The sequence below is a fragment of the Campylobacter sp. RM16189 genome, assembly GCF_012978815.1.
In the GTDB taxonomy this organism is placed as follows: domain Bacteria; phylum Campylobacterota; class Campylobacteria; order Campylobacterales; family Campylobacteraceae; genus Campylobacter_A.
In genome coordinates, this window is the sequence record NZ_LIWR01000001.1 from 1 (window position 1) to 21111 (window position 21111).

General features: G+C 37.7%; 25 protein-coding genes. 11 read left to right on the forward strand and 14 right to left on the reverse strand.

Annotation, left to right across the window (positions count from 1 at the left end; genetic code table 11):
- The 4 genes from CDOM16189_RS00005 to CDOM16189_RS00020 form a co-directional block, all read right to left on the reverse strand.
- Positions 1-677: cache domain-containing protein (locus CDOM16189_RS00005; protein ID WP_170000665.1), on the reverse strand; the 677-nt coding region annotated here is incomplete at its 3' end.
- A 35-nt stretch (positions 678-712) separates the two neighbouring features.
- Positions 713-1735, reverse strand: coding sequence for a uroporphyrinogen decarboxylase (gene hemE / locus CDOM16189_RS00010; RefSeq protein ID WP_169973295.1), 1023 nt, complete (start codon positions 1733-1735; stop codon positions 713-715).
- Positions 1736-1952: 217 nt separating this feature from the next.
- Positions 1953-2378, reverse strand: a complete 426-nt coding sequence (locus CDOM16189_RS00015; RefSeq protein ID WP_169942624.1) for an Rrf2 family transcriptional regulator — start codon at positions 2376-2378, stop codon at positions 1953-1955.
- Positions 2379-2447: 69 nt separating this feature from the next.
- Positions 2448-3083 (reverse strand): NAD(P)-dependent oxidoreductase, encoded by a 636-nt coding sequence (locus CDOM16189_RS00020; protein ID WP_169973297.1) that lies wholly within the window; start codon positions 3081-3083, stop codon positions 2448-2450.
- 159 nt (positions 3084-3242) lie between these two features.
- On the opposite strand from CDOM16189_RS00020, the gene CDOM16189_RS00025 reads away from it, so the two are divergent.
- From CDOM16189_RS00025 to CDOM16189_RS00075, 11 genes are all read left to right on the forward strand, one after another.
- Positions 3243-4097 carry an ABC transporter six-transmembrane domain-containing protein gene (locus CDOM16189_RS00025; RefSeq protein WP_169973299.1) on the forward strand — a complete coding sequence of 285 codons (855 nt, stop codon included), beginning with the start codon at positions 3243-3245 and terminating at the stop codon, positions 4095-4097.
- Between the two features lie 55 nt (positions 4098-4152).
- The gene (lepA, locus tag CDOM16189_RS00030; protein ID WP_169973562.1) at positions 4153-5949 is read left to right on the forward strand and encodes a translation elongation factor 4; all 1797 of its coding nucleotides are present in this window, start codon (positions 4153-4155) and stop codon (positions 5947-5949) included.
- Between the two features lie 74 nt (positions 5950-6023).
- A complete protein-coding gene (locus tag CDOM16189_RS00035; RefSeq protein WP_170000666.1) occupies positions 6024-6740 on the forward strand; it encodes a hypothetical protein in 717 nt (238 codons plus the stop codon).
- A gap of 9 nt (positions 6741-6749) precedes the next feature.
- Positions 6750-7301 (forward strand): YajG family lipoprotein, encoded by a 552-nt coding sequence (locus tag CDOM16189_RS00040; protein WP_170000667.1) that lies wholly within the window; start codon positions 6750-6752, stop codon positions 7299-7301.
- Positions 7302-7874 carry a ComF family protein gene (locus CDOM16189_RS00045; protein ID WP_169973304.1) on the forward strand — a complete coding sequence of 191 codons (573 nt, stop codon included), beginning with the start codon at positions 7302-7304 and terminating at the stop codon, positions 7872-7874.
- A 60-nt stretch (positions 7875-7934) separates the two neighbouring features.
- The gene (gyrA, locus tag CDOM16189_RS00050) at positions 7935-10544 is read left to right on the forward strand and encodes a DNA topoisomerase (ATP-hydrolyzing) subunit A (protein ID WP_170000668.1); all 2610 of its coding nucleotides are present in this window, start codon (positions 7935-7937) and stop codon (positions 10542-10544) included.
- A gap of 40 nt (positions 10545-10584) precedes the next feature.
- A complete protein-coding gene (locus tag CDOM16189_RS00055; protein ID WP_169973309.1) occupies positions 10585-11079 on the forward strand; it encodes an LPP20 family lipoprotein in 495 nt (164 codons plus the stop codon).
- Positions 11055-11465, forward strand: a complete 411-nt coding sequence (locus CDOM16189_RS00060) for a hypothetical protein (protein WP_169973311.1) — start codon at positions 11055-11057, stop codon at positions 11463-11465. Before CDOM16189_RS00055 ends, CDOM16189_RS00060 begins: the two co-directional genes overlap by 25 nt.
- A gap of 3 nt (positions 11466-11468) precedes the next feature.
- Positions 11469-12773 carry a sigma-54-dependent transcriptional regulator gene (locus CDOM16189_RS00065; protein WP_170000669.1) on the forward strand — a complete coding sequence of 435 codons (1305 nt, stop codon included), beginning with the start codon at positions 11469-11471 and terminating at the stop codon, positions 12771-12773.
- Positions 12770-13795: an aspartate-semialdehyde dehydrogenase gene (locus CDOM16189_RS00070; RefSeq protein WP_169973315.1), complete on the forward strand. Its 1026-nt coding sequence runs from the start codon at positions 12770-12772 to the stop codon at positions 13793-13795. Before CDOM16189_RS00065 ends, CDOM16189_RS00070 begins: the two co-directional genes overlap by 4 nt.
- 134 nt (positions 13796-13929) lie before the next feature.
- Complete coding sequence (locus CDOM16189_RS00075) at positions 13930-14436, forward strand: YqhA family protein (protein ID WP_169973317.1); 507 nt, start codon at positions 13930-13932, stop codon at positions 14434-14436.
- Positions 14437-14452: 16 nt separating this feature from the next.
- Here CDOM16189_RS00075 and CDOM16189_RS00080 read toward each other — a convergent pair whose 3' ends face one another.
- The 10 genes from CDOM16189_RS00080 to CDOM16189_RS00115 all read right to left on the reverse strand — a co-directional run bounded on the left by CDOM16189_RS00080 (position 14453) and on the right by CDOM16189_RS00115 (position 21068).
- Complete coding sequence (locus CDOM16189_RS00080) at positions 14453-15079, reverse strand: energy-coupling factor ABC transporter ATP-binding protein (protein ID WP_169973319.1); 627 nt, start codon at positions 15077-15079, stop codon at positions 14453-14455.
- 2 nt (positions 15080-15081) lie between these two features.
- Positions 15082-15735 (reverse strand): CbiQ family ECF transporter T component, encoded by a 654-nt coding sequence (locus CDOM16189_RS00085; protein WP_169973321.1) that lies wholly within the window; start codon positions 15733-15735, stop codon positions 15082-15084.
- Entirely contained in the window at positions 15732-16313 is a 582-nt protein-coding gene (gene cbiM, locus CDOM16189_RS00090; protein ID WP_169973323.1) for a cobalt transporter CbiM, read from the reverse strand. Before cbiM ends, CDOM16189_RS00085 begins: the two co-directional genes overlap by 4 nt.
- Positions 16314-16316: 3 nt before the next feature.
- The gene (locus CDOM16189_RS00095; RefSeq protein WP_169973324.1) at positions 16317-16739 is read right to left on the reverse strand and encodes a hypothetical protein; all 423 of its coding nucleotides are present in this window, start codon (positions 16737-16739) and stop codon (positions 16317-16319) included.
- Positions 16739-17455 (reverse strand): DUF4198 domain-containing protein, encoded by a 717-nt coding sequence (locus tag CDOM16189_RS00100; protein WP_169973325.1) that lies wholly within the window; start codon positions 17453-17455, stop codon positions 16739-16741. Before CDOM16189_RS00100 ends, CDOM16189_RS00095 begins: the two co-directional genes overlap by 1 nt.
- Positions 17456-17620: 165 nt before the next feature.
- Positions 17621-18550 (reverse strand): ribose-phosphate pyrophosphokinase, encoded by a 930-nt coding sequence (locus tag CDOM16189_RS00105; protein ID WP_169973326.1) that lies wholly within the window; start codon positions 18548-18550, stop codon positions 17621-17623.
- Positions 18537-18671, reverse strand: a complete 135-nt coding sequence (locus tag CDOM16189_RS09950) for a hypothetical protein (RefSeq protein ID WP_260952209.1) — start codon at positions 18669-18671, stop codon at positions 18537-18539. The genes CDOM16189_RS00105 and CDOM16189_RS09950 overlap by 14 nt, the downstream gene beginning before the upstream one ends.
- 235 nt (positions 18672-18906) lie before the next feature.
- Positions 18907-19077, reverse strand: coding sequence for a hypothetical protein (locus CDOM16189_RS09760; protein WP_211436531.1), 171 nt, complete (start codon positions 19075-19077; stop codon positions 18907-18909).
- A 333-nt stretch (positions 19078-19410) separates the two neighbouring features.
- On the reverse strand, positions 19411-20424 hold the full coding sequence (mnmA, locus tag CDOM16189_RS00110; protein ID WP_169973327.1) for a tRNA 2-thiouridine(34) synthase MnmA: 1014 nt from the start codon (positions 20422-20424) through the stop codon (positions 19411-19413).
- Positions 20425-20477: 53 nt separating this feature from the next.
- Positions 20478-21068, reverse strand: a complete 591-nt coding sequence (locus tag CDOM16189_RS00115) for an LOG family protein (protein ID WP_169973328.1) — start codon at positions 21066-21068, stop codon at positions 20478-20480.
- Positions 21069-21111: the final 43 nt, after the last annotated feature.

The following is a 21111-nucleotide window of genomic DNA, read 5'->3' on the forward strand; positions in this document are numbered from 1 at the left end:
CTATCAGGATGATATACCATGCTTTTTGTATTCATATCTATGATAAACACTATGCCGCTTGGACTGTCTTTTATCTTACTTAGAGATTTTCCAAGCTCATCTATAAGCATATCTATACCAAGGACAGCAGCTACTTTTCCTTCTATCATAACAGGTTTAATAACGCTCATCACCAAAAGACCTTTTGACTTGGTTACATAAGGAGCCGTAAATGCGAGTCCTCCTTTAGCAACAGCTGTTTTATACCAACCGCGAGTCCTCGCATCATACTGTTTATTTTGAGAGTTAAATACCGATATTTTAGGATCTCTTCTATCGTTAGCAAAAGATATGCTAATCATCTCGCCATCATTTGCAAATCCTATAAAAAACTCCTCCAAATTCATAAAGTTTGTGATATTTGCAAGGTCTTTTTGAAGAGCCTCTCTATCGCCCAAAAAAAGCTCTTGATTTTTCTCAAGATAGCTCACAGCATCCTCTACCGCTTTTATCCTACTACTCATATACTCATCAACAAATATGCCGCTCGCAAGAGTTGTTGACTCCTTTGAAATCTCCGTCACATCTAAAACTGAATTTTTAGTTTTATTGTAATTTATAACCGCCATTATAGTAAATGCTATAGATAGTAAAACAAATATAAATAAAGCTATCTTTGATGAAATTTTTCTAAACACGTTTAACTCCATTTTTTAAATTTCTTATATTAATTTTATCTTTTGCTTTTTTCTTGAACTTGCCTGATAAAATGCTTTGCATTTTCAACAGGTATATCAGGTAAAATTCCATGCCCCAAGTTAAATATATGAGGCGCACCATTCATCACGCTTAAAATTTTATCCACTCCCTCATCAATCGCAGATTTTGAGTATAGTCTAGTAGGCTCCATGTTTCCTTGAAGCACAAATTTCGGGCTTAGTTTTGCTTTAGCAAGCTCTATCGGAGTGCTCCAATCCACGCCAAAAACCTCGAAATTTCCATCTATCCTATCAAGATATCCGCTTATACCCTTTGGAAATACGATAACGGGAATTTGCGGAAATTCGGCCTTAAGCGCATCAACTACCTCCAAGATGTATTTAAACCCGAATTCAAAATATGCACTCATCTCAAGCGCCGCCGCCCAGCTATCAAAAATTTGCACCGCATTTACGCCCGCTTTAATCTGCTCTTTCATATAGCCGATAAGCGCGGCGGTAACTTTAGCTAAAATTTGATGCATAAATTCGGGATTTGAGTATAAAAGCTTCTTGCTAACGGCATAAGTTTTCGTCCCGCCGCCTTCAATCATATAAGTAGCTATCGTCCAAGGAGCGCCGCAAAAGCCGATTAACGCTTTATCCTGAGCCAAATTTTCGCGAGTTAGCTTGATCGTATCATAAACATAGCTTAAATTTTTGATTGATTTTTGCACGTCAAGCCTGTCTAAATCCTCTTTTGTCTTGATCGGATCGCTAAAAATAGGCCCCTCGCCTTGCACAAATTTAAGATCCATGCCCATTTCAAGCGGCACAACCAAGATATCGCTAAAAAGTATCGCCGCATCAACACCTAAAATATCAACAGGCTGGATGGTTACTTCGCTTGCCTTTTTATAATCCTTACAAAGTGATAAAAAATCTCCCGCCGACTTGCGAACCGCCATATATTCAGGCAGATAGCGCCCTGCCTGACGCATCATCCACACAGGGGTATAAGGCGTAGGTCTTTTGAAACAAGCATCTACAAATATCATTAAATTTCCTTTAAATTTTTACCGATTGTATCACATTTATTATTAAAGTATTTAAAATTTGACAATAAGCCGAGTGTTATTTTATGCATATTTTAAACTTTCATTTACCAAATATTTTAAATATTCACTCCATATCGGCAATTTTAAAATTTATTTTAATTCTATTCTTGATTAAAATCATTAATTTTCTTAAATAAAATTTAAAAACAAAGCGAGATTAAGAGCCTAAAACCCTTAGCTCGTCAAGTAAATTTTGTAAATTTATACAAGAGAGTTTGTTTTGCATAGCGTTTTGCGCGGCTAAAAAATGTCCGCTTAGCAAATTTTGAATTTGCCCGCCGAGAGGACAAGCGGCAGGGGATTTTTGATGTATTTTAAAAAGCTCTTTTTGATCCGAATTTACAGCGTTATAAATATCTAGTAGCGTAATTTCGCTTGGCTGTTTTAGCAAGGATAGTCCGCCTACACCGGGAGAAGTTTTTATCAATTTGGCTTTTTTCAAAAGAGCCGTGATATTTCTTACGATTACGGGGTTTACTCCTATGCCTTCAGCCAGAAATTCGCTAGTGTTTTTATCCTCTTTAAAAAACTCGACACTCAAAAGAATATGAACCGCAATTGAAAATTTTTGCCCTATTTGCATTTTTACCTAAAAATATTTTTTCGTTATTCTAGCTAAAAATAGCAAATTTTACGGGCAAAAACATAAATTTCAGCCGCTTACCGCAGTTAGGCATCTATTTATATGATTTTGGTTTTTTATCTCGTCAATTATCGCCAAAGCAAGATCAGGATAGCTTATGTAGCTTTGGTTGCTTGAATTTAAAATAAGCTCATCGCTTCCGATTTTATATTTACCAGTTCTAGCTCCGCCTTCATCGTAATTTAGAGCAGGCGAAACATAAGTCCAAAGTGTATCTTTTCTATCTTTTAGCTCATAAAACGATCCTGCATCAGCCTTTGCTACATCTAGGTATTCAGGCGGAAAATCAGGTGCATCCATTAGCATTACTTTGCGGTCGCTATCTACATAAAGCGTTCCCGCTCCGCCCACGATAAACAGCCTAGTTTTGCTACCGCTAAGAAGATCGGCAAGATGCTTGGTGTGCTTTGCATGAAGATGAAAAGTCTCTTTCGTCCATACGGCAAATGCGCTTATAACTACGTCAAATTCGCTCAAATCTTCTTTATTAAGCTCAAACACGTCTTTATAAACAACCTTAACTTTATCGTTTTTATACTCTTTGTTTCGCACGATAGCGGTTACTTCATAACCTTGAAGCAAGGCTTCTTTTACCAACTCTTTGCCACTCTTTCCGTTTGCGCCTATGATAGCTACTTTTTTCATTTTAGATCCTTTAAAATTTTGTTGTAATGTTTTTAATTACAACTTACGAGCGAAGTCTATCTAATTTTTATTGTAATGTCAATAGTTACAACTAATTTTAAATTTGACATCAAATTTAAAAGCCTATAAAATTTAGCTTAACTCAAACAAAGGAATTTCATGCAAAATAGCGCTTTTAAAACGCTAAAGTTCATCGCCAAGCAAAATTTCAAAAAGCTATTTTTAGCATTTAGTTTGGTGCTTGCCGAAAATGGACTGTTTCTCATATATCCGCTACTAGCAGGTATCGCCATAAACGCCATCATAGAAGGTAAAGTCTTGCTAGCGCTTACCTATTCGCTTATGGTCTTTATAGGATGGGGCATAGGAGCTGCAAGACGCAGGATTGATACGCAGGTCTTTACTAAAATTTATGCAGATCTTGCCGTAAAAGTGATAATGAATGAAAAAGCAGAGTCCAAAGACGACTCCGTAATAATAGCAAGAGCGAATTTATCGCGTGAATTTGTGGATTTTTTCGAGCAGCACTTCCCTATGCTTTTTACGTCGGCGGTTTCTATTTTCGGCTCTGTTGCTATGCTGTTTTTTATCGAATTTTACGTAGGTTTGGTGACATTTATAGCTATTATTATTTTTGCTCTTTTGCTGCCAAGATACATAAGCAAAAACGATAAACTCTACTTAAGGCTAAACAACCAGATAGAAAAAGAGGTTAGCAGGATAAAAGAAGCTAGAGAAAACAAGCTAAAAAGGCACTACAAGCTACTTTCGCTGTTAAGAGTAAGAATATCAAACCGCGAAGCCATGAGTTTTTTGATTATCGGAGTAGGCGCGGGTATTATCTTTGCTATAGCGATCGCCCTGCTTGCAAGCACTAAGGCAAACGCAGGACATATTTACTCGGTGATAACATATCTGTGGACATTTGCCATAAGCCTTGATGACGCGCCAAACCTCATCGAGCAGTTTTCAAAACTAAAAGATATAGGCAGACGTATAAATGCTCAAATTTAGCGAAAAATAAAAGATTTTTTGGCAAAATAAGACAAATTTTAAAACACAAGAGCAAATTTTAATGAAAAACATAAGAAATTTCAGCATCATCGCCCACATCGACCACGGCAAAAGCACTCTTGCAGACCGCTTGATCCAAGAGTGCGGAGCAGTAAGCGACCGCGAGATGAGCAGCCAGATAATGGACACGATGGATATCGAAAAAGAGCGCGGCATCACGATAAAAGCTCAAAGCGTAAGGCTTGAATATAATCTAAACGGCGAAAAATTTATCCTAAATCTAATCGACACTCCGGGCCACGTCGACTTTAGCTACGAAGTAAGCAGAAGCCTTGCAAGCTGCGAAGGAGCGCTGCTTGTGGTTGATGCAAGCCAAGGGGTCGAGGCTCAAACGATCGCAAACGTCTACATCGCGCTTGAAAACAACCTTGAAATCATTCCCGTGATAAATAAAATCGACCTTACGGCAGCAGACCCTGAGCGCGTAAAAAACGAGATAGAGCACGTTATCGGACTTGACTGCTCAAATGCTATTGAAGTAAGCGCAAAGAGCGGAATAGGCATAAAAGAGCTCGCCCAAGCCATCATCACGAGAATTCCGCCGCCTCACGGAGAGCTAAAAAGTCCGCTTAAGACGCTGATTTACGATAGTTGGTTTGACAACTACCTTGGCGCGCTGGCTCTTGTGCGCGTATACGACGGCGAGTTATCCAAAAACGACGAAATTTTGGTTATGGGAACGGGCAAAAAGCATATCGTGCTTGATCTTATGTATCCAAACCCAATCGCGCCGATTAAGACAAGCAAGCTAAGCGCGGGCGAAGTAGGCATAGTCGTGCTTGGACTTAAAAACGTAAGCGACGTACAGGTAGGAGATACGATAACGCTTGCTAAAAATCCGCTTAAAGAGCCGGTCGGCGGCTTTGAGCGAGCAAAGCCATTTGTATTTGCAGGACTTTATCCGATAGAAACGGACAAATTTGAAGATCTGCGCGACGCTCTTGATAAGCTTAAGCTAAACGACAGCTCCATAAGCTACGAGCCCGAGACTTCTGTGGCTCTTGGATTTGGCTTTCGCGTTGGATTTTTGGGACTGCTTCACATGGAGGTCATCAAAGAGCGTTTGGAGCGTGAATTTGACCTTGATCTGATAGCAACTGCACCGACCGTAACATACGAAGTTATCCAGACAGACGGGCAAATTTTAGAGATTCAAAACCCAAGCCAGCTTCCGCCTGTAAATAAAATCGAGATGATCAAAGAGCCTTACGTACGCTCGACCATCATCACGCCGAGTGAATTTTTAGGCAATATCATCACGCTTTTAAACAACCGCCGAGCGATTCAGACTAAGATGGACTACATAACACCAGAGCGTGTGTTGCTTGAATACGATATACCGATGAATGAGATCGTTATGGACTTTTACGATAAGCTAAAATCAAGCACAAAAGGCTACGCGAGCTTTGATTATGAGCCTAGCGAGTACCGCGAAGGAGATCTAATAAAGCTTGATATCAAGGTTGCCGGCGAAACGGTTGATGCACTATCCATCATCGTGCCTGAAAGCAAGGCGCAAAGCAAGGGTCGCGACTTCGTAAAAGCGATGAAAGAGATCGTGCCAAGGCAGCTCTTTGAAGTGGCTATCCAAGCAAGTATCGGAAATAAAATCATAGCGCGCGAGACGGTTAAGTCAATGGGCAAAAACGTCACCGCCAAGTGCTACGGCGGTGATATCACGCGTAAGAGAAAATTGCTTGAAAAGCAAAAAGAGGGCAAAAAAAGAATGAAAGCCATAGGCAAGGTAAATTTACCTCAAGAGGCGTTTTTAAGCGTGCTTAAGATAGATTAAGGCTTAAATTAGGGCTAAATTTCGCAGGCGGAATAAAATTTGCTTTGATTAATATAAAATTTTAAGGATACAGAATGAAATTTAAGACGATTTTTTTGATGATAGCGGCGGCTTTTTTATTTTTAGGTTGCTCTTCAAAGACAAGCGACGGACCTGTTTTAGCCGGCAACGTCTTTAGCTCATCTTCAAGCGATGCTAAATTTCACTTCGAAGAAGTCATGAAGATCCCTGTTGATTGCAGCTCCTGCAAGGGCTCGGGAGACACGGTAACGATAAACGGCACAAAATACAGAAGCGACGTTGCCATAAAATGCTGCCTTAAAAAAAATATGATAGACACGAAAGTCGCGCTTAAAAAGATCTATTTACACAGGATAACCGACGAAAGAGAGGATGTTCAAAGCATAAAATACATAAGAGCCAACGGAAGCACGGTTATATTTAACTCAAATCCAAGGCTTGAGCTTTTATTTTATATGTTTTTAAAGCAAGAGCTACTCTCGCGAGGCATCCTTGTAGTAGAAGATCAAACCTCGCCTTACACTTATAGACTGGATTTTGCCTTTACCGAGCTTAAAGGCGTTTACAGCAGAAACCAAGAGCAGCTAAATTCTCAGCTTTTTGGCGTGCTTAAGATCAAAAATATAAACTTCAGCAGAATGCTAAACATCACTACAAAACAAGAGGTAAAAAAGCTTGCAGCAAGCAGGACAGGACAGTTTGACATCTACGTATCCTTGCTGGTAAAACAAGCAGCCAACAAGGTCGCGGAAGAAATTTCAAAGATGTAAGGTAAATTTATGAAAAAATACATCCTGTCGGTCTTGATCGCTTTTGCTTTTTTAGGCTGCTCTCAAAGAAGTGATGTGATAAATTTAAGCCCATATCAATCAAATTCAAGCAACCTAGGATTCAATAGACAGATTCATATAAATAGCGTAACAGATATGCGCCAAAACAAAAGTGTAATAGCTACAATTACCGATTCAAAGGGAAGTGTCAGCGAGTATGTCACACTTCAAAACGATATTAAAGCTTGGCTACAAGACGGCATCACAAACGAGCTAGTAAGGCTTGGTGGAAATGTGAGTAATTTTTCAAACGATCTAATAGTAGATATAAAGATAGTTGAACTAAGGGCCAATTTAAGCGGATATGGCAGTGATAACCTAAAAGGCAATGCTAAACTCCTGCTTACAATTAAAAAAGGAGAGACTACTATTACAAAAAACGTAGCCCAAAGCCAGACAAAATTTGCACTTATTCACACAAGCGGAGTTTTTGATAAATTTTTGAATGAGCTTTTAAGCGATATTGTAAAAAGAGCTGCTCTTCAAATTATAAAAAGCTAGATGCGTTGTGTTAATTGTGGAAATTTTAACCTAAAAATAATCTGCAAAACTTGCGCTAATCATCTTCAAAACTCATCTTTAAGAACTAGAGTTTTAGAGGATGAGTTTAAAATTTACAGTTTTTTTGATTATTCTGAAATTAAAAATTTGCTCGCCTCAAAACATAAATTTCACGGGAATTTCGTTTATAAATTTTTAGCAAATTTAAGCTTTAAACAGTTTGCTAAAGAGTTTAAATTCGGCTCTTTTATAAATGCGGTTGCGATAGATGATAGAGTTAAGTTTGACTATTCTCACACGGCAATTTTAGCAAGAGCTCTTAAAAATAAGGAGATAAAGCCACTTTATGCCAGCTTACATGCGACTTCAAATTTAACCTATGCAGGAAAAAACTTAGCCTATCGCCTCAAAAATCCAAGAAATTTTAAAATCAACAAAAAGCCCAAATTTCCAGTTATCCTAGTCGATGACATAATAACCACAGGCACAACAATTTTAGAAGCCAAAAACACACTTGAAAAAGCTGGAGTTCAAGTACTATTCGCACTAGTATTAGCCGATGCAAAGTATTAGTATTTAGCAACTTTTTATCAAATTTCAGCTAAAATCTATGAGTTAATTTTAAGGATACAAATGGAAAATATATTTGAAGCAAATCAAGATATCGAAGTTATAGACATCGAAGACTCTATAAAAGCAAGCTATCTAGACTACTCTATGAGCGTCATCATCGGACGCGCACTTCCTGACGCAAGAGACGGCTTAAAACCTGTTCACAGAAGAATTTTATACGCTATGAACGACCTTGGCGTAGGCTCAAGAAGCCCGTATAAGAAATCAGCCCGTATAGTCGGCGACGTCATCGGTAAATACCACCCACACGGCGATACAGCCGTATATGACGCGCTTGTTCGTATGGCTCAGCCATTTTCTATGAGATATCCAAGCGTTGACGGTCAAGGAAACTTTGGTTCGGTTGATGGCGACGGTGCGGCGGCGATGCGTTATACGGAAGCTAGAATGACAAATTTGGCTGAAGAGCTTCTTCGCGATATAGATAAAGACACGGTTGATTTTATTCCAAACTACGATGACAGCACCGTTGAGCCGGATGTTTTGCCTAGCAGAGTTCCGAATTTGCTTTTAAACGGTTCAAGCGGTATAGCGGTAGGTATGGCTACAAACATCCCTCCGCATAGTCTTGATGAGCTGATAAGCGGACTTTTGCTGGTTCTTGATAATAAAAACGCAACTCTTGAAGAGGTTATGGAGCATATCAAGGGTCCTGATTTCCCGACAGGCGGTATAATATTTGGCAAAAAAGGCATTATCGAAGCTTACAAAACAGGTAGAGGTCGCGTAAAGATAAGAGCAAAAACCCATATCGAAAAAAAGCCAAACAAGGACGTGATAGTAATTGACGAGCTTCCTTACCAAACAAACAAGGCTCGCTTAATCGAGCAAATAGCCGATCTTGTTAAAGAAAAACAGATAGAGGGCATTAGCGAAGTGCGCGATGAGTCCGATAGAGACGGAATTCGCGTAGTTATTGAGCTTAAACGCGATGCGATGAGCGATATCGTGCTAAACAATCTCTTTAAATCTACAACTATGGAGAGCACCTTTGGCGTCATAATGCTTGCGATAGATAACAAAGAGCCTAAAATTTTCGGTCTTATCGATCTGCTTAAGTTATTTTTAAATCACCGCAAGACGGTTATAATAAGACGCACTATTTTTGAACTTCAAAAAGCACGCGCAAGAGCCCATATCTTAGAGGGCCTTAAAATCGCGCTTGATAATATCGATGAAGTAATAGAACTTATAAAAAATAGCCCCGATACGACTTCGGCCAGAGATGGATTGATGGCGAAATTTGGGCTTAGTGAGCTTCAGTCAAATGCGATTTTGGATATGAGACTAAGCAAACTAACCGGTCTTGAGCGCGAAAAACTTGATAACGAGCTTCAAGAACTACTATCCGAGATAGCAAGACTTGATGAAATTTTAAAGAGTGAAACACTTCTTGAAAAGCTAATAAAAGAAGAGCTAATCGAAATAAAGAGCAAATTTAAAGTTCCTCGCGTGACCGAGATCGTCGATGACTACGATGATATCGACATCGAAGATCTTATCCCTAATGAAAACATGGTTGTAACCATCACTCACCGCGGATATATAAAACGCGTGCCAAGCAAGCAGTACGAGAAGCAAAAACGCGGTGGCAAGGGTAAAGTGGCTGTGACAACTTACGATGATGATTTTATCGAAAGTTTCTTTACTTCAAACACTCACGATACGCTGATGTTTGTGACCGATCGCGGACAGCTCTACTGGCTAAAAGTTTATAAAATTCCTGAAGGAAGCCGCACGGCTAAGGGTAAAGCGGTAGTAAATCTAGTTCAGCTTCAGCCTGACGAAAAGATAAAAGCGATCATTCCGACAACTGATTTTAACGAAAACAAATCGCTTGCTTTCTTTACGAAAAACGGTGTAGTAAAACGCACAAATTTAAGCGAGTTTAAAAACATCCGCTCTATCGGTGTTCGCGCTATCAGCCTAGATGAAAACGACGAGCTAGTCACAGCGCTAATCGTCGAAAGCGACGAAAATGAATTTATACCGTCTATAAGTGATGATGAAAGCGTAGAGGTGGTGCAAGAAGAGCAAATTCAAGATGAAAATTTAGATGAAAACGCTGATAACGTAGCGGCAGGAAAGATGCTATTTATCGTTACTAAAAAAGGAATGTGCCTTAAATTTAACGTTAGCAAAGTTCGCCAGATGGGAAGAACTGCTCGCGGCGTAACCGGCATTAAATTTAAAGAGTCAGGCGATGAAGTCGTAGGCGCAGCAGTAATCGAACACAACGAACAAGAGGTGCTTAGCATATCTCAAAAAGGTATCGGTAAGCGCACAACTGCTGAAGAGTACCGCCTAACAAACCGCGGCGGCAAGGGCGTAATATGCATGAAGCTAAACAACCGCACAGGCGATCTGGTAGGCGTTGTGATGGTTGATGAAGAGCAAGACCTGATGGCGCTAACTTCAAGCGGAAAGATGATAAGAGTCGATATGCAAAGCATCAGAAAGGCCGGACGTAACACAAGCGGTGTAATCGTCGTAAACGTAGACGGTGATGACGTAGTAAGCGTAGCGAAATGCCCTAAAGAAGAAAGCGACAGCCAAGAGTTTGAAGCAGGCGAAGAAAACGGCGAAGATAGCGGTAGTATTTTGGAATAAATTTTGCTTAATCAAATGAAATTTATAAAAAGGTTATAAAATGAAGAGTTTTTATGTTGCGATAGTTGGCGTAGCTATGCTGATCATGAGTGGTTGTTCTAGCAAGGATGTTACTGCAAATATGGCACAGCAAGATGTTGTTGTCCAAAAAGTCGATAAAGACGATATCAGAGATGTGATGAGACAAGAGAAGATGATATATGACACAGCTCCGGTGGAAGCTTCTTTTAGCGCTGTTGGAGAGGGCATAGCACCGCTTAACACAGTCTCTCAAGCTCAGTCTTTAGCCCTTGCAAAACGTGCGGCGATAGCTGATGCGCACAGACAGCTTGCGGAAAAACTTTACGGCGTTAAAATAAACTCAAAAGATACAGTAAGAGACGCGATGCTAAGGGACTCAACTATCACAGCCCAAGTAAGCGGTCTTATCAAAAACGCCTCTATAGTCGAGCACGACTTCAAAGATGGTTTGTATCGCGTTAGAATGGAACTTAAGCTAGATCAAAGCAAGTGGCAAGAAATTTTTGCTTATTAATCCTTATAATAACCAATTTTTTTGGCTCGGAGGAGTTTATCCTTTGGGCCAAAATTTCTACTAAAAATCACATTGTAAATTACGAAAATTTCGCTATCTCAAAGGCTATGGTTTTAACCGGTCTTGAAGATGAGTTTTTGTGCGAAATAGATGAAGAAAAAGATAAAAAAGATAGCGCTTTAGAGTATTTAAATTTACATAAAGAAAAGCTGTTTGAGTGCTTTTTGTCACAGAAATTTAAGGTTCAGGACTTCTATACTCACAGCCAAAATCCACAAGGAATAAATCTACACACCAAAACGGATACTACGCTTTTGCCGATTCGATTTACTATTAAATTTAAGCCAAATTCTGCTATTATCGGCGTATTTAAGATAAAAGAGTAGGTTATGAATGTAGTCATTGTCGAAGATGACATAAATATGCGAAAATCCCTTGAAATAGCACTTGGCGAATACAAAGAGCTAAAAATAAAAAGCTACAAAAGTGCCGTTGAAGCGCTTAAAAAGATGAGCGATGAGACTGATCTTATCATAACCGATATAAACATGCCTACGATGGACGGACTGGAGTTCATAAAGACGCTGGATGGCAAATTTGATGTGATCATCATGACGGGCAACGCCACCCTTAACAAAGCTATCGAGAGTGTTAGGCTTGGAGTAAAAGATTTTTTAACAAAGCCTTTTGATGTCCAAACTCTTTATCAGGCTATAAAAAGAGTTGAAATTTTAAATCAAAAAACGCCTTCAAATTTAAAAAAACAAAGCGAAAAAAAAGAAGAAACTAAAGGCGACTTCTACGCTACTTCACCAAAGCTTGATAAGGCTTTAAACATAGCCAAAAAAGCGGCAGCAACGGACGTAAGCATAATGCTTATGGGCGAAAGCGGGGTTGGCAAAGAGCTCTTTGCAAATTTCATACATAAAAACTCGCCTCGCGCGAACAAGCCTTTTATCGCGCTAAACATGGCAGCCATCCCTGAAAATCTCATAGAAAGTGAGCTTTTTGGCTTTGAAAAGGGAGCTTTTACCGACGCTTCCGCGCAAAAAAAAGGTCAATTTGAGCTTGCGGACGGCGGAACTTTGTTTTTAGATGAGATCGGCGAGATGCCTATATCTCTTCAACCAAAGCTTCTGCGTGCACTGCAAGAGCGCGAGATAACAAGGCTTGGCGCAACTAAAAGCACGAAGATAGACGTTAGGATCGTATGTGCGACTAATGCAAATTTAGAAAATTTGATAAAACAAGGCAAATTTAGAGAAGATCTCTTTTACCGACTAAATACTATCCCGGTGCTCATCCCACCGCTTAGAGAGCGAAAAGAGGAAATTTTACCAATCGCAAAAAAAGCGCTTGAAGGCTCATGCGCCGAATTTGGCTTTAACGCTAAGAAATTTTCAAGAGAAGCCGAAGCCGAACTTGAAAGCTACGAATTTCCTGGCAATATAAGAGAGCTTATCTCGGTAGTTCAAAGAGCTGCGATAATGAGCGAAGGCGAAGAAATTTCAGCCGCAGATCTATTTTTACAAGCTAGAAGGGTAAAAGATAAAGAGACGATCAAGCAAGAGCTCATCATAGACGTGATAAAAAGCGTGGACGGAAATATAAAAGAGGCTTGCGAAATTTTAAATTTAAGCGAAGAAAATTTGCGTGATAAACTTGATAAATACGGTATAAAGGAGTGGCTATGAGAAAATTTAACGTTGCTGTGGTGGGTGCTACAGGGGCTGTGGGAGAAGAGATATTTCGCGTGATGGAAGAGGTAAATTTCCCGGTGAACGAGCTTTTACCGCTTGCAAGCGCAAGAAGTGCTGGAAGCGAAGTCGAGTTTAACGGTAAGATGTATAAGGTCGTTGAGCTTACAGAGAGTGTCTTTGACGAGCATGAGATAGATATAGCGTTTTTTAGCGCTGGCGGCTCGATATCAGCTAAATTTGCGCCGTTTGCAGCACAAAGCGGAGCTGTAGTCATAGATAACACAAGCCACTTTAGAATGGAAACAGATATCCCGCTAGTGGTGCCTGAGTGCAACCCGCAAGATATCGCTCAATGGACAAATCGCGGCATAATCGCCAACCCAAACTGCTCAACCATCCAAATGGTGCAGGTTCTAAAGCCGCTTGATGACGCATTTGGCATAAACCGCGTGGATGTGGCCACATATCAAGCAGCAAGCGGTGCAGGCAAAGAGGGCATGGAAGAGCTTGTGCTGCAACTTCAAAAATTCTTTGAATTTAAGCTTGACGAGTGCGAGCCGAAAGTTTTTGCGCATCAACTTGCGTTTAACCTCATACCTCACATCGACGTGTTTTTGGATAACGACTACACAAAAGAAGAGATGAAAATGGTTAATGAGACTCAAAAAATCCTTCACAAAAAGATGGAAGTAAGCGCTACCTGCGTTAGAGTGCCTGTGCTTAGAAGCCACTCGGAAGCCATCACTATACATTTTGACAGAGACATAGACGCAGCGCGTGCAAGAGAGATACTAAAAAACGCGCCAAGCATCGTTATAGAAGATGAACCGAAAGAGAAAATTTATCCTATGCCGCTAACTGCAAGCAACACAAACGACACTTACGTCGGCAGAATTCGCAAGGATAACTACCGAAATAACGTGCTTCATCTTTGGTGTGTAGCCGATCAAATTCGCGTAGGAGCTGCGACAAACGCGGTAAGAATCGCGCAAAAATGGATTGAACTACAAGACTAGCTATAAATTTAGCCGTAAAATCATATATAAATTTTACGGCTACCGCTTAATATTATGATTTATTTTTCTAATTATTTTTGCAAATTCAGTCAAAATATTATAGAATGTCGACTCTTAAAATTTAAGGAGATTTAATGCTAAAGAGTATATTTGGAAGGCTAATGTGGTCAAGCAGAATTTTTGCCATCTTGCCTGTAATATTTTGTCTGCTTGGGGCTATAGTGCTGTTTATTATCGCAAGTTACGATATTTTTGTTATCTTTGGAGATATTTACGCTTACTTTTTTAAAGGGCATCATCCTGAGAGCTTTCACTCGGATGTCGTAGGGGTCATAGTGGGAGCGATAGATCTTTATTTGATGGCGTTAGTGCTTTTTATATTTAGCTTTGGAATTTACGAGCTTTTTATCGGTGAAATCGAGCATATGAAAGACTCAAGACACTCTAGCGTGCTTGAAGTGCATTCGCTAGATCAGCTAAAAGATAAGCTGGCAAAAGTAATAGTAATGGTTTTAATCGTAAATTTTTTCCAAAGAGTCCTACATGCAAATTTTAATACACCTCTTGAAATGGCATACCTAGCAGTGTCTATTCTGGCTCTTTGTTTAGGACTTTATTTCCTACATAAAGGTGAACATTGATTTAAAGAGCCCTTAGCTAGCTCTTTAAATCATCTATAACCAATCCATTTTTAAAAAATTCACAACTAATCGTATCTTTATCAAAAATATCTCTTTTATGATGTGTGATTATCACAAAAGCTCTATTTTTTTCGTTTAAATTTTTTAAAACAAGCTCGCTTTTATAACTATCAAGCTCATTAAACGGCTCATCAAAAAGATATATATCGGCATCCCTTACTAAAGCTCCGGCTATTGCTACAAGCCTCTTTTCGCCGCCCGAGAGATTGTAGATAGAGCGATCCTTAAGGTGTGAAATTTCAAATTTTTCTAAAATTTCAGTAGCATTATTTTGAGCTATTTTAGCATCCACTCCTTCGGCCAAAAGCGAAAAAGCCACATCCTCAATTACGCTTGGAGCTATAAATTGATCGTTGCTATTTTGAAAAAGATATGAAATTTTTAAATTTTCTTTTATTATGACCTGTCCGCCTGTTGCACTATTAATAGATGCTAAAATAGATAAAAATGTGCTTTTACCAACTCCATTTGCACCATAAATTAAAATTTTAGAATTCTTTTTGATATCTAAATTTATATTTTCAAAAATAGTTTTTCCATCAAATCCAAAGGATAAATTTCTAACCTCTATTATATTTTCCATCTCTATCCTACAAATTTATAAATCCTAAAACCAGCTGCAATCAAGGTCAAAATCAAAAGCGAAATTTCACTTAAATTTGCTCTTTGCATATCCAAAAAACTTATATATCCTTTATATCCCCTAACTCTCATAGCAGAGTAGATTTCAAACGATCTATCAAATCCATTAACTATAATCTTTCCAATCAAATTAGCATAGGCCCTATAGGTAAAAATAGAAAAATTTACCTTTACACCACGCACTTGTAAAGTGTTTGGTATCTTAGAAATTTGATTTAAAAGCTCTTCAAATAATTTGCTGTTTATAATCATTACCGCTAGTAATTTTTGAGGAATTTTTATAGAATAAAGAGCTTTAATTAAAAAGTATTGATTCCTGCCCAAAAATAGGCTAAGCACTAAAAGAAGTATCAAATTTGTCCTTATAAAAACTACTTTTGCGATAAAAAAATCACCGTTTAAAATATATGAAAAAACAACAAAAAACAAAAAAACATCAAGCGTTAAAAGCCAGGTTAAAACTTTAAATTTATTCTCTGCAAACAGCAAAAATGCAAGCAACGGGATTAAAAAGTCAAGAGGATAAAATTCGCTAGCCGAAAGCAAAAAAATATCATAAATCAAAACTATAAAAAGATAGCAAACCGGCTTACTCATAAGAAATTTAGTCTATATTTCATGATAAATTTAAGAGTAAATAGAGATATTAAGCCCTCTATTATCATAAGTGGCAAATTAAATAAAATTATCATATATACTGCATAGTCAAGATGCACACTATTTAAAATCAAAACTCCAACCAATAGTAAAACACTAAAAAATACGGGCAAAAATCCGCCAACAAAAGAGACAAAATTTAGATGAGTTGTTATCTTGGGTCTTAAAAAATACCACAGAAAAACCGCCGGTCCAGCTATAATAAGAGTATTTACGCCAAGCACTCCTATACCGCCAAATCCGTAAAGTAAAGCCTGAAAAAAAAGAGCTATAAATATAGCCAAAAATCCGTTCACACCACCTATAGCGCCTATAAGACCACTAAAAAGCAGATGAACACTAGTTGGCCCTACCGGAATATGGACAAAAGAACCTATGAAAAATAAAGATGTAAGCATGGCGACTTTCGGTATCTCTTGAGAATTCATTTTGTATAGAGCATATGCACTGATTACGCCAGATACGACCCAGCCGGCTACTAAAATTTCGCTATTTAAAATTCCCTCAGATATATGCACCTATCACGCTTTTTTAGATTTAATTAGCACAATGATACCAAAAATTCCAAATATTATGCCTATAACGCTTAAAATCCCTAAATACTTCTGATAAACAGGCTCTTTATATCCGCTTAGGCTACCTTCATCTACATTTAAACTAAATTCTTTATCATGGCTTCCATGATCGCTACTTGCACTGATTTTAACCCTATACTCTCCGCTTCTAGGTGGCAAAAATGCAAAATTTCCACCACTATCAAGCTTGGATGTTAGAAGAGGTATAGCCGACTCACCCTCGTATATGACTATACTCGCGTAAGCGGCTGGGATTTTTTCTGAAAAATTTGCGTTTATTATTACGGCTTTGTCCTCATGGACACTATAAAAGAGTCCGTGCGAGAACAAGGCCGAGAGAAATAGTGAAAGAAGGGGTAGGATTCTCACTATTTAACCTCAAATGATATTGAGCTTTGGATAAGTAGCCTTTCGGCTTTCGGGTCTGTAAATATAGGCTCTGCACTCTTTGCTGCGATAATATTTAGACCTTTTTCCTTAATAGGAATTAGCGCAATGCCAAATTTATTAGTGACTGTTTCAAGATCGTCTTTTGCAGTCTCAAAACCAGCACCCTCAAGAGGTTCGCCATCTTTTAAAACCAAAACGGGCAAAGACTCTCCAACTCTAACCTCTAAAGGATTTTTTAACGCTATAACTTCTAGTTTTAGTCCTATAGGATTTAAAAATTTCTCATTCCAAGAAAAATATGTTTTACCGATTTTTATACTCTTAATAGCGTCAAACACGATGCCTTTAGTCTTTACTTTATCTCCTACTATATAGCCATCGTCAGTCTGCACCCAGTAGTTTGCATCAAAAAACATAGTTACTATTGCAGGAGCCTTTTCTGTCAGTACTTCAGGAGCTTTTTTAGCATCATTAAAATTATAAGCTATGCCGGTTTTGATACGATTTAAATTCTCATCATAAGCCTTCGCCCCCAAAAGTTGCTCTGAAGAGTAGGATTCAAATTTATCATGAGCCCAAAATTTTACTTCAAATTTATTTTTACCTACGCTATTGGCAATAACCTGATGAGCCTGAGCGGACATCGTAAGTCCGATAATAAAAACGGCGGTGCTAAATAATATTTTCTTAAACATAGTATTCCTTTAGTAATAAATTTCTATATTTAGTATTATATAATTAGGATATTTAAATCTATATAAAAAAATATATAATTTATAAACAATAGATTATATTTTGAGTAATTTATATTTTTCCGGAAGCCAAGTCGGCAAATTTAGACAAATTCACCGACTTTAATTTTATAAAAATAGAGAATTTACGCTTTCATTGTGATATACGCGTCTTATAACCTCTCCAAATATAGGTGCTACGCTTAAGACCTTTATTTTTTCATGCTGCTCTTTTAGAGGTATGGTATCAGTTACCACAAGCTCATCTAATGCATCGCTTCTTAATCTATCATACGCAGGTCCACTTAAAACCGCATGAGTGCAACATGCCATCACACTTGTAGCGCCTTTTTCTTTAAACACTTCGGCAGCCTTTACTATAGTGCCTGCAGTATCTATCATATCATCTACCAAAATCACATCTTTTCCGGCAACATCGCCTATTACATTCATTACCTCGCTCTCATTTGCCTTTTCGCGGCGTTTATCTACGATTACTATATCAAGATCAAGTGTTTTAGCCACGCTTCTAGCACGAGCCACTCCACCTATATCAGGGCTTGCAATGATTGGATTTTTTAAATTTTTATTTTTTATATACTCGTTAAATATTATTGAACCATAAAGATTATCCACCGGAATATCGAAAAATCCTTGAATTTGTCCGGCATGAAGATCGATTGTGACGACACGATCTATGCCTGCAACCTGAATCATATTTGCCACAAGTTTTGCAGTAATTGGTACCCTAGGAGCCGCCTTTCTATCCTGTCTTGCATATCCAAAATATGGAATTACAGCCGTTATAGAGCTTGCCGAGCTTCTTCTTAAAGCGTCCGTTAATATTAAAAGTTCCATTAAATTTACATTAGCCGGAGCGCAGGTAGGCTGAATTACAAATATATCCTTGCCGCGCACACTTTCGCCTATTTGCACGCTTATTTCGCCATCGCTAAAACGCTTTATCGATGACTCGCTTAGCGGGAGAGAAAGGTATTGAGATATTTTTTTAGAAAATTCAACATTTGCCGTACCGGAAAAAATTTTATAACCTCTCATAAGATTTTGCCTTTGTGTTTTTTAAGATAGCCCATTTTACCAAAACGAACCTAAATTTAAATATCCTATTTAGTATAAATTTAAGGCTTAGCTTTATATTCATATCCTCTTTAAACCTCACAAACTCGCTTTTAGCATCTTTTAAGGCTCTTTTAGTGCAGTCTCATTCAATGCGGTTTTTGATGAGCTTTTGGATATTTTAGATCTTTTATCTCTCCATTTTTTGCAAGCGTAGATTGTATATTGCCAATACCTTATTATCTTAGTTTGAGTTCTTTTTCGAGATAGCGCTTATGCTTTTTATAGCCAATTTTATTAAAGCGAGTTTTTGGCAATATCATTTCTATTTAACTTTGCTAAATTTTGCCGGATAGACCACCTATCTTTAAACTTATATTTAAATTTTGATCAGTAGATGAAACGGAAGTTGCCAGATTTAAATATACCATTAGAACTTGCTGCTCTATTTTTAATGCTCTTTTTGAACTAGGCGGTTTTTGAGGATCTAGCTTTTTAGCTCTTTGCAAACTCTTTTATTACGGGCTTTATCATAGACTCTGATTCTATTGCAAACTCAATTTCGCAAACAACAGATATTAAATTTCTTCAACTGCCGACTAAAGTTTTAACACTATATCTATCAAATTTAAATCAATTTTTATAGACTTTTCAAGTATGATATAAAAATTTTTAAGTAAATTTATTAAAACATATCTATCTGAAATATAGATAGAAAGTGCAATAAAAATCGAGTAATAGCAGAGCGAGAAAAATTTTATCCATCTAAATTTACAATCTTTCATAATCTTAGATGAATTTTAAGGTTTGTTTGCTTAAAACATATAAATTTTATTTATTAATCAGACTATAAACCCACTCCCTATAACAAAATCACCTCTGTAAAATACGGCAAGTTGTCCGCTGGCAACTCCGTAAGCGCTCTGCTTTAAACTTATCTTTGCAATATCATCATCTATAACAACATGAGCCTGAAGCGGTATGCTTCGGTATCTTACTTTAACCTCACACTCAAATTCACTCTCATTCACAAACATATTTAATTCTTTGACTAACACTTCGCTCTTTTCAAGTTCGCTTTTAGTGCCCACCACTATCTGGTTTTTTGTGGCATCAATAGATAAAACAAAATGTGGTTCGTGTGCACCAAACACTTCAAAACCTCGTCTTTTACCTATGGTATAGTGCATATATCCGCTATGTCTGCCTATAATTTTACCTGAGGCATCTACCACATCTCCCGGCAAATTTGTATCATAATGCCTATTTAAAATATCAATATATGTAGTATCCACAAAGCAGATTTCGCTACTCTCGGCCTGCTCGCCAAATTCTTTAAAGTCAGGTAAATTTTTAGCCATCTCTTTGATATCGCTCTTCATCTTGTCTCCAAGAGGAAATATCATATCGGCTAAAACTTCTTTTGGAACTTGTGCAATAAAGTAGCTCTGATCCTTATTCAGATCCCTTGCTGTCTTTATTAATCCGTTTTCAATTTGCACATAGTGTCCCGTAGCTAGCTTTTGACATCCTATACTTTTAGCAAATTTCAAAAGCTCACCAAATTTTATAAATTTATTACACAAAGCGCAAGGATTTGGAGTTTTACCCTCTTTGTAAGTATCTATAAAAGGCGAATATACATATTTATTAAATTTTTCTTCAAGGTCTAAAATATGCATCTTAATACCCAAGAAATCACATACTTTCTCTACTTTTTCTATGTTTTTTTCGTGATATCCGGGTTTTTTGTGCAGTTTCATATAGCAACCCACGATCTCATGCCCCTGCTCTTTTAACATCTTAGCACTCATCGTAGAATCCACTCCGCCACTCATAGCTATTAAAATTTTCATATCTTCCTTTTTGAAATACTTTGGATAAATTTATCTCATTTCATAAAATATTATTAAATTTTTAAAATCTCTTCTGAAATTTTTTTTAGATCATCGGTTATTTCGTAAATGTTTAGATCCTCTTTGCTGATAGATTTTTCATTTATTAAAGTAGTTTTAATAAAGTCATCCAATTTACTCCAAAATTCACTTCCTATGAGATAAATTTTAGATTTTTTTCTACCGATTTGAGCTAATACTAAAATTTCAAACAGTTCATCTAAAGTTCCAAATCCGCCTGGAAATACTAAAAATGCCTTTGAGCGCTCAATAAGGGCAAATTTGCGTGCGTTTAAATTAGAAAATACAAATTTGTCGGTAGCATACGGATTTGTAACCTGCTCGAAAGGAAGCACGATATTTAGCCCTATGGAAGGACTCTTGCCGCTATCATAGGCGGCTTTATTGGCAGCCTCCATTATACCGCCTCCCCCTCCACTTATTATAGCAAAACCCTCGCTAGCCAGAGCGAAAGCCAGTTCATAAGCCATTTTGCAATATTTATTATCAGGCTCAAATCTAGCAGAGCCAAAAAAGGTAACACTAGGATTTTTATAAGCTAAAAAATCTCTAAATTTGCTTAAATCATTTAAAATTTCTTCCATCAACTCTCTTTAAATTTTCTTATTTTAAAAACGGCAAGTATAT

Coding starts and splice junctions, on each gene's coding strand:
- hemE (WP_169973295.1), bottom strand. CDS start 1,735: ATGATATTTGTAGATGCTTGTTTCAAAAGACCTACGCCTTATACCCCT.
- CDOM16189_RS00015 (WP_169942624.1), bottom strand. CDS start 2,378: ATGCAAATAGGGCAAAAATTTTCAATTGCGGTTCATATTCTTTTGAGT.
- CDOM16189_RS00020 (WP_169973297.1), bottom strand. CDS start 3,083: ATGAAAAAAGTAGCTATCATAGGCGCAAACGGAAAGAGTGGCAAAGAG.
- CDOM16189_RS00025 (WP_169973299.1), top strand. CDS start 3,243: ATGCAAAATAGCGCTTTTAAAACGCTAAAGTTCATCGCCAAGCAAAAT.
- CDOM16189_RS00035 (WP_170000666.1), top strand. CDS start 6,024: ATGAAATTTAAGACGATTTTTTTGATGATAGCGGCGGCTTTTTTATTT.
- CDOM16189_RS00040 (WP_170000667.1), top strand. CDS start 6,750: ATGAAAAAATACATCCTGTCGGTCTTGATCGCTTTTGCTTTTTTAGGC.
- CDOM16189_RS00045 (WP_169973304.1), top strand. CDS start 7,302: ATGCGTTGTGTTAATTGTGGAAATTTTAACCTAAAAATAATCTGCAAA.
- gyrA (WP_170000668.1), top strand. CDS start 7,935: ATGGAAAATATATTTGAAGCAAATCAAGATATCGAAGTTATAGACATC.
- CDOM16189_RS00055 (WP_169973309.1), top strand. CDS start 10,585: ATGAAGAGTTTTTATGTTGCGATAGTTGGCGTAGCTATGCTGATCATG.
- CDOM16189_RS00065 (WP_170000669.1), top strand. CDS start 11,469: ATGAATGTAGTCATTGTCGAAGATGACATAAATATGCGAAAATCCCTT.
- CDOM16189_RS00070 (WP_169973315.1), top strand. CDS start 12,770: ATGAGAAAATTTAACGTTGCTGTGGTGGGTGCTACAGGGGCTGTGGGA.
- CDOM16189_RS00075 (WP_169973317.1), top strand. CDS start 13,930: ATGCTAAAGAGTATATTTGGAAGGCTAATGTGGTCAAGCAGAATTTTT.
- CDOM16189_RS00080 (WP_169973319.1), bottom strand. CDS start 15,079: ATGGAAAATATAATAGAGGTTAGAAATTTATCCTTTGGATTTGATGGA.
- CDOM16189_RS00085 (WP_169973321.1), bottom strand. CDS start 15,735: ATGAGTAAGCCGGTTTGCTATCTTTTTATAGTTTTGATTTATGATATT.
- CDOM16189_RS00100 (WP_169973325.1), bottom strand. CDS start 17,455: ATGTTTAAGAAAATATTATTTAGCACCGCCGTTTTTATTATCGGACTT.
- CDOM16189_RS00105 (WP_169973326.1), bottom strand. CDS start 18,550: ATGAGAGGTTATAAAATTTTTTCCGGTACGGCAAATGTTGAATTTTCT.
- mnmA (WP_169973327.1), bottom strand. CDS start 20,424: ATGAAAATTTTAATAGCTATGAGTGGCGGAGTGGATTCTACGATGAGT.
- CDOM16189_RS00115 (WP_169973328.1), bottom strand. CDS start 21,068: ATGGAAGAAATTTTAAATGATTTAAGCAAATTTAGAGATTTTTTAGCT.